The 7346-nt window shown below is 39.6% G+C and carries 7 protein-coding genes, 1 tRNA gene and 1 pseudogene; 3 read left to right on the top strand and 6 right to left on the bottom strand.

Going from position 1 to position 7346, the window contains the following annotated elements; translation table 11 throughout:
• Together JR005_RS14475 and gloA are read right to left on the bottom strand one after the other, a co-directional pair.
• A pseudogene (locus JR005_RS14475) lies at positions 1 to 316 on the bottom strand (GGDEF domain-containing protein); the annotation flags it as partial.
• 433 nt (positions 317 to 749) lie between these two features.
• The gene (gloA, locus tag JR005_RS04130; protein ID WP_218665606.1) at positions 750 to 1280 is read right to left on the bottom strand and encodes a lactoylglutathione lyase; all 531 of its coding nucleotides are present in this window, start codon (positions 1278 to 1280) and stop codon (positions 750 to 752) included.
• Between the two features lie 229 nt (positions 1281 to 1509).
• Between gloA and JR005_RS04135 the strand changes: the two genes are divergently transcribed.
• A tRNA-Thr gene (locus tag JR005_RS04135) sits at positions 1510 to 1585 on the top strand.
• 32 nt (positions 1586 to 1617) lie between these two features.
• Here the strand turns inward: JR005_RS04135 and JR005_RS04140 are convergent.
• The 3 genes from JR005_RS04140 to JR005_RS04150 all read right to left on the bottom strand — a co-directional run bounded on the left by JR005_RS04140 (position 1618) and on the right by JR005_RS04150 (position 5030).
• Positions 1618 to 2433 carry an SAM-dependent methyltransferase gene (locus JR005_RS04140; RefSeq protein WP_218665607.1) on the bottom strand — a complete coding sequence of 272 codons (816 nt, stop codon included), beginning with the start codon at positions 2431 to 2433 and terminating at the stop codon, positions 1618 to 1620.
• Positions 2434 to 2437: 4 nt separating this feature from the next.
• Positions 2438 to 3736, bottom strand: coding sequence for an FAD-dependent oxidoreductase (locus JR005_RS04145; RefSeq protein WP_151833564.1), 1299 nt, complete (start codon positions 3734 to 3736; stop codon positions 2438 to 2440).
• Between the two features lie 409 nt (positions 3737 to 4145).
• Positions 4146 to 5030, bottom strand: a complete 885-nt coding sequence (locus tag JR005_RS04150) for a pirin family protein (protein WP_044436790.1) — start codon at positions 5028 to 5030, stop codon at positions 4146 to 4148.
• A gap of 287 nt (positions 5031 to 5317) precedes the next feature.
• Here JR005_RS04150 and ycaC point away from each other — a divergent pair, with 287 nt between their 5' ends.
• Both ycaC and JR005_RS04160 read left to right on the top strand, forming a co-directional pair.
• Positions 5318 to 5947 (top strand): isochorismate family cysteine hydrolase YcaC, encoded by a 630-nt coding sequence (gene ycaC, locus JR005_RS04155; protein WP_218665608.1) that lies wholly within the window; start codon positions 5318 to 5320, stop codon positions 5945 to 5947.
• 104 nt (positions 5948 to 6051) lie between these two features.
• Positions 6052 to 6978 carry a LysR substrate-binding domain-containing protein gene (locus tag JR005_RS04160; RefSeq protein WP_218665609.1) on the top strand — a complete coding sequence of 309 codons (927 nt, stop codon included), beginning with the start codon at positions 6052 to 6054 and terminating at the stop codon, positions 6976 to 6978.
• A gap of 4 nt (positions 6979 to 6982) precedes the next feature.
• On the opposite strand, the gene JR005_RS04165 is transcribed toward JR005_RS04160, so the two are convergent.
• Positions 6983 to 7346 (bottom strand): HlyD family secretion protein (locus tag JR005_RS04165; RefSeq protein ID WP_218665610.1); only part of this gene is annotated, 364 nt, incomplete at its 5' end.

A 7346-nucleotide genomic window follows, 5' to 3' on the forward strand; every position in this document is an offset into this window, starting at 1 on the left:
TAAGCAAAATCAGATTTTCGTGAATATCCTGATCTACACCTTTGCGATATCGAGCCAATGCCTGCCGATGCGAGGTTTGACTGGCATAAGGACTCGACATCAGTTTATTGGCGTATGCGCGTTCTCTTGAAATTTCATTGGCGGTATGGGTCAACAATCTTAAAAATTGAACCCCGATTAGATCCTGTTTAGATACTTGTAATGCTTGATAACTATTGATCATTAGAGGAAAACAAATACACAATAACGATAAAATAATCATCGTCATAAACATAAATAAACGCTGACGAATAGACCTGAAACCTAACTTTGGCATGTTTAAGTAAGACTCCCCAAGACTACGTCTGGTTCTATAAATCAACTGTATTATTTTCGATCTAATTGATTATATTAGCTTAAAACCAAATCAATACCTAATTTCAGTCAGATGATAATAAATCATGCTTTAATTTATTGATTTTTAGATTATAAAATAAATATTTAGACGATTGATCTCAAGACAAGAAAGCTTACAGTATTTTTTATCTTGTAGTCGATCTAACCTCAACAATCTAATCAAACTTATAAGCTTGGCAAGTTCTAAAGAAAAATGGGAGATCAAATCATTGATCTCCCATTGTTAGCTGTAAGCTTGAGAGGAAAGGACGCTTTTCCACCTCTAAGATATGTTCAATGAATCGGTTTTTATCAATAAAATCTTTATATACGACAGGATTTGAACAACTGATTCTCTAGCCATCGCCAGATGATTAAGTATGGCTCAGAGGTGTCGGCTGTAAAATCTCAATCCAGTAATCATCTGGATCTTTGATAAAGGCGACATAATTCATACGACCTTCACTGAGACGTTTTTGAAAATTCACACCCAATTGCTCAAAACGCTCACATTCCTTAACCACGTCAGGGACAGAAACACATAAGTGCCCAAAACCACCTGGTTCACTGTTGCCATTGTGATAATGGAACTCTGGATCATTTTCAGTACCATGATTTAAGGTCAATTCCAGTACCCCTGATTGACTTAATACCCACTGTTTACGTTCAATATCGTCTACAGGAATTTCATTTAAATGACGACGTACCAGATAAACAATGGTAAATGCAGCTTCATCAAATACCTGCTCATACACAGGCACGAAACCCAAAACTTTGGCATACCATTGAATCGACTCTTGCAGATTTTTCACCCGAATCATGGTGTGATTAAATACATAATCTTTGGTTTCAGGATTTTCAGAGACAGGAAGATCAAATTTGCTTAATAAATCGTGTAATGCCATGAGGGCTTACTCCAGCCAGATTTCGGAAGAGGAATCATATTAGATAGCGAAACTTTAACGCATCAACAAGCTCAAATCCAATCTGGAGCAAATCATGGTTGCATAAATATACATTTTTCTCCAAACCTATCTTCAAGATTATTTTTACAAGTGAGATGTTCAATCTTCAAACAAATACGCATTTGAGACTTGTTTTTTTCGTGGGCTTCGGTAAAATTCACGCCACGTTGCCGGCATAGCTCAGTTGGTAGAGCAACTGACTTGTAATCAGTAGGTCCACAGTTCGAATCCGTGTGCCGGCACCATTTCCCCTTCTATTGATCATAAAATTTTCTTTTTATTTTTTTATTGCACTGATTTGCATATAACGAATCATACCTTCTCTGTTCAAGTAATCACACAATTTTGCGGTTGCCTGTATTTTAAATTGCGCCAAATCCTTTTTTGTATTGGAATTTGAAGCCATAAACCGTGCAAAACCACCCAATACCGACTCAGTGATATCGACACTTTTAACTTGATAAAACCCGTGTTGTTCAAGTTGAAGCCGAGTCATGCCAAGCGTGGCGATGTGGCTCAGATTTACATCCGCAGCTTTAAGCAAATAAGAATATTTTTGTTGCTGAAATCGGGAAAGTTGCCGCCATTTCTCCGACAAAACCAAATAATGAAAACCCAAACGTCCCTGTGTTTTTAGCACGGGTTTGACTGCATTTAAAAAGCGTTGGAAGTCACTATGATAGGCGGCATCTATACACAAGATGACATCAAAAGCTTCTGGCGAATAAAGCTGATTTAAATCTAAAAATGAACCCTGCTGAATGTGCGCTAACTGCGATAAATGTTGATGAATCCGCCGAATAAGTGCTGGCTGTAACTCGAGCGCGCTAAGCTGTTGCACCTGATAATGTTCGATCCAATGTTGCAAACTCGCACCTTGACCACAGCCCAAATCCAGTAAACGGTCTTGTGCCGTTAACTGAACTGCGTTTGCCAGTTGATCTGCTAACTGGCAACATGCGGTTTTATAATCTGTTGTATTGTCCCAATATCCAAGATTACTCCATGCGAGTGTCCTTTCATCCCCCAATCGTGCGGCATCAATTGCATATTTATGAGGAAGTTTAGCCGTTAACGCATGAAGCAATTTCATCGATTTAGTAGCCGAGTTGGGGAGCAACCTCCACTTTAGGTGTTAAGCCTACAAACGGCAATGGTGCGTTAAAAATTTCAGCAATATGCATGGCCGAAGTCACCGCAGATTCTAAAATAGGTAAGCCATCGCAAGACCACGAACCACAGAAAAAGACCTTACGATTTGGCATTTTGTGGCGTTGTTGCAATTCCTTGTTTAACGCGACTGTTTTGGAGTCCACGACTGCACGGGTCAATTTCACAGTAGAAATGATTTTCTTTGGATCAATTTCAGTAACAGGTCGCCAAGTCTGGAACACTGGATTTTTACCCACCAATGTTGGTTCAACCGCATTCATCCAGACAGTAAATTGTTGACGGGTAAATTTACGATCCATCATATAGCTTAGGACTGACCAGTCTTTGCGACGTGGCGGCATCACCGATGTATCGGTATGGATCACCAGATCGCCATCTTCAAAACGAAATTGTTTTAAGATCGCAATATCATCTGCAAATTGTTCAGCATTTAAAAATTCTTCAACTTTGGAGGTTGGCGTCGCCACAATCACGCGATCATATAACCCTTGTTCACCTTGAGTATTGACCACTTTTACTTTTTCGCCCTGTTGCTCGACCTGAGTAATCGCCGAACCACTACGAATATCCACCCCATCAATCAAACGATCAACAAATGCAGGCGTTCCACCTTGCATACGCAATAAAGCATCACCATCGGTCAATTGACGCAAAAAAGTCAATAAAGGTTTTGCAGGCCATTCACCAATGGTTTTAGGATTACAGGTACAAATGGTATATAGCACGGGCATCACCGCACCATGCCAAAACACTTCTTCAATATGATTCTGATTAATAAATTCGGCTAAGGTAATATCCTGTTGTTTGGATTTAAAAAACTGATTAATCGCAGTTTTTAGCTGTAACATTCCTTTCACCAGACGCCAACCATATTGTTGAATGCCTTTTTTGTTATTGATAATCGGGAAGTTTCCAATGCGGCTGCGGTTCGTGGTTAACCAGGTTTCTGTACGGTCTTCAAATAACCAGCTACACGCCATATAGGTACGTACTGGAAACATTTTCATACCCAAATGCGTCGCCAGACTTAAAGTATTCTTCCATAAATAGGGATTCATCACACGCAAAGGAGCATCGATCACCCCGCCCTCGAACTCAATACTATAGCTATCCATTCCTCGACCTGAGAGGGCTTCAAATATCGTCACCGTATGTCCTGCATCTTTTAAAATTCTTGCGGTAGCAAGACCAGCCATTCCGCTACCGATAATTGCGATATCCAAAATTATGATCCATCAGTTGAGAATTTTTTTGATTATGACTGATCGTCATGAAAAACACCGTATTAAAATCTACCAGTTTTTCTTAAAATTCTTAGCATTTTGACTAAAAAACAATCAAATAAAAATGTGATTTACATCACACTATAATTATCAAACAAATAATTGAAATTATTGTAGTTTTAATTTTAAATTTTTCAAAAAACTGATTAAAAAAAACAAGATAAATTAACCATTCGATCAATAAAGATTTTACAGTGATCTTCAATTGCGATAGGATGAACCCATAAAAATGCAAAATAAATCACAAAAAGTTTTTATAAAAACCTTAAAATGATAATCATCACATTACAGCGAAAAAGCCCTTTATCAAGGTTGATAAAGGGCTTTCTTATTTGAAAATAATCACGGTTTAGTGGTTGAGTTGAGCCTCTGTACTAATCCGACCAAATTTTCCATTATTGAAGTCATGAATGGCTTCAATAATTTCTTTTTTACTGTTCATGACAAATGGCCCATAACCTTCAATTGGCTCATTCAAAGGCTCGCCAGTCAACACCAGAAATTTGGCATCGCTGTTGGCTGTCAGTTCAAAATCGACATCAGCCTGATCAAAAATGACCACTGAACGCTCACCCACTTCATGTGTTGCATTGATCGAGACATCACCACTCATCACCACCAACAGTGAGTTATGTCCTACAGGAACGCTGAACGTATGGGTTTTACCCGCAGTGATAAAACCATCCCAGACATTCACAGGACTAAAGGTGGTGGCAGCCCCTTGTGCAGTTTGGTACTCACCAGCCACGACGCGGATATAACTTCCTGCATCATCCAATGGAATTAATGGAATTTGATCCGATTCAATCGCCTGATATTTGGCAGGCGTCATTTTTGAATGCGCAGGTAAATTCACCCAAAGCTGTGCCATTTCAAACAAACCACCGTGCTCTGCAAACTCAGGTGAATGAAATTCTTCGTGCAGAATACCACCACCTGCCGTCATCCATTGCACATCGCCTGTTTTGATGGTTCCACCACCACCTGCTGAATCTTTATGCGTCACTTCACCTTTGTAGGCAATCGTCACTGTTTCAAAACCACGGTGCGGATGTGAGCCGACACCTCGTTGTGAATGCGTCGGTTTAAACTCATATGGTGCAGCATAGTCCAATAACAAAAATGGACTAATGGCTTGTCCAAAACGATCATAAGAAAATAGATTGTTGACTGGAAAGCCATCACCGACCCAGTGCATGTGTTTGTTTTGATAAATACCTTGAATATTCTTCATTGCCATCACTCCTCTATCAGGGCTAGCATTTGTACAAATTTTACGCCGATCCTGATGGAAGTGATACCGTCTGCATAAAACTCAGTGTCTCATATTTAAGACAATTTAAGGCTTAAAAACTAGATATTTGAAAATATTTACCGAAATTACAGAAAAATATCCTATTTTTATGATTGTTTATCTCAATAAATTTTCTTAAATGCCCATCTTCGCTCATCTAACATGGAAAACTTGGCTAGCCCATTTTTTTAAAGGCTGGCAACCCCGCTCAAGAGAGGAGATAAATCATGAGCAAACCTTATGTGCGTTTAGATAAAAATGATGCTGCGGTATTATTGGTTGATCACCAAACTGGTCTACTTTCATTGGTTCGTGATATTGATCCAGATAAATTTAAAAATAATGTGTTGGCTGTGGCTGACATTGCTCAATATTTTAATCTACCTACCATTTTAACGACCAGTTTTGAAGATGGACCTAATGGCCCGCTCGTTCCTGAATTAAAAGAATTGTTCCCAGATGCGCCATATATTGCCCGTCCAGGACAAATCAATGCATGGGACAATGAAGATTTTGTCAAAGCCGTGAAAGCCACGGGTAAAAAGCAATTGATTATTGCTGGCGTAGTCACCGAAGTATGTGTTGCATTTCCAACCCTGTCTGCACTGGCAGAAGGCTTTGAAGTCTTCGTGATTACCGATGCATCTGGTACATTTAATCATCTTACTCGCGATGCAGCGTGGGATCGTATGTCTCAGGCTGGCGCACAATTAATGACGTGGTTCGGTGCAGCAGGTGAATTACACCGCGATTGGCGCAATGACATTGACGGTCTAGGTCAGTTATTTTCAAACCATATTCCTGATTATCGTAATCTGATGACCAGTTTTGCCTTAGCACATTCTGATCATAAATGAGTTGCAACCCAACGATCGGAATAAAAATGAGACTGAGCCAATCACTCTTATTTTATTTTAGTATGTAATAAAACAAAGACGACCTGTTTGATTGAGGCCGAAACATGCATTCATTTGATGATTATTATTATTTTTATTTGGTGGTCAAACATGGTGGATTTAGTGCTGCCAGTGAAGCTGAAAATATAACCAAATCCAAGCTCAGCCGCCGCATTTTAGAGCTTGAGGATAAATTCAATGTGAATTTAATCCAGCGAACGACGCGACATTTTAAAGTCACTGCGTTAGGACAAGAGTTCTATGAAGAATGCGCCAAAGTGATTGCACAAGTAGAATGTGCCAAAAATGTATTATTACAACAACGTACTGAACCCCAAGGTCTGGTCAAAATTAGCTGTCCATTATTGATGATGCGTTTTCAGATTCGAGAACTGATCAATCATTTTCTAAAAGCTTATCCCAAAGTTGAAATCGAATTAGAGCTGACCAGCCGCCGAGTTGATGTTTTGTATGATGATATTGATATTGCGATTCGTACCAATTTTGAGATGACTGAAGATTCGAGTCTGATTGTTCGAGATGTGATTAAGACCACGCATTGTCTGGTGGCAGCCCCTGAAGTCTTACAGGGCAAACTCATCGAAAACTATCAACAACTCACAGACTTTTCATGTATTGGTTTAGGCAATCAGAAACAGGATTATGTCTGGGTTTTAAGGCATCATGAAAATAACCAACACGTTGATATTCATTTTAATCCACGTATGCGTTGCAATGATCTGGCGGGAGTGTACTACGCTGCCTGTGATGGTTTAGGAATCGCAGATTTACCCTATTTGACCGTTGAAGAAGACATTAAACAGGGAAAATTAATTCATATTTTGCCCGAGTGGGAGTCCAATGAAGGGATGGTACAACTGGTGTATGCTTCACGCAAAGGCCAGCGTCTCGTGGTTGAAAAGTTAATCGAAACACTGGTCGGTGGCATGCGCTCGCTAGGCAATATGAAAAAAGACTATCGTCTCATTTAAAATCTTATGCGTTGTTACAACTTTGATTTGCTGTATTGGCTTCCAGATTAACAATCGCTGACATACCAATCGCAATTTTATCGAGACCTTTTTGCTGCGGATCAAAGCTGATTTTGACAGGGAAACGTCGCACAATTTTTGTAAAATTTCCTGTGGCATTATCAGGCGGTAACAATGCCAGTTCTGCACCACTACTACGTGAAATACTATCAATTTTTCCACAGAACTTTTGATGAGGAATCGCGTCCAGACTAAATTCCACCCGATCTCCAGCTGCGAGTTTAGCAAGTTGTGTTTCTTTTAAATTCGCTTCAATCCAAAGCTGATGGATGGGAGCAACCACGATCAGATTTTTACCGACACTCACT

It is taken from the genome of Acinetobacter sp. Colony158, from assembly GCF_019264745.1.
GTDB classification, from domain to species: domain Bacteria; phylum Pseudomonadota; class Gammaproteobacteria; order Pseudomonadales; family Moraxellaceae; genus Acinetobacter; species Acinetobacter ursingii.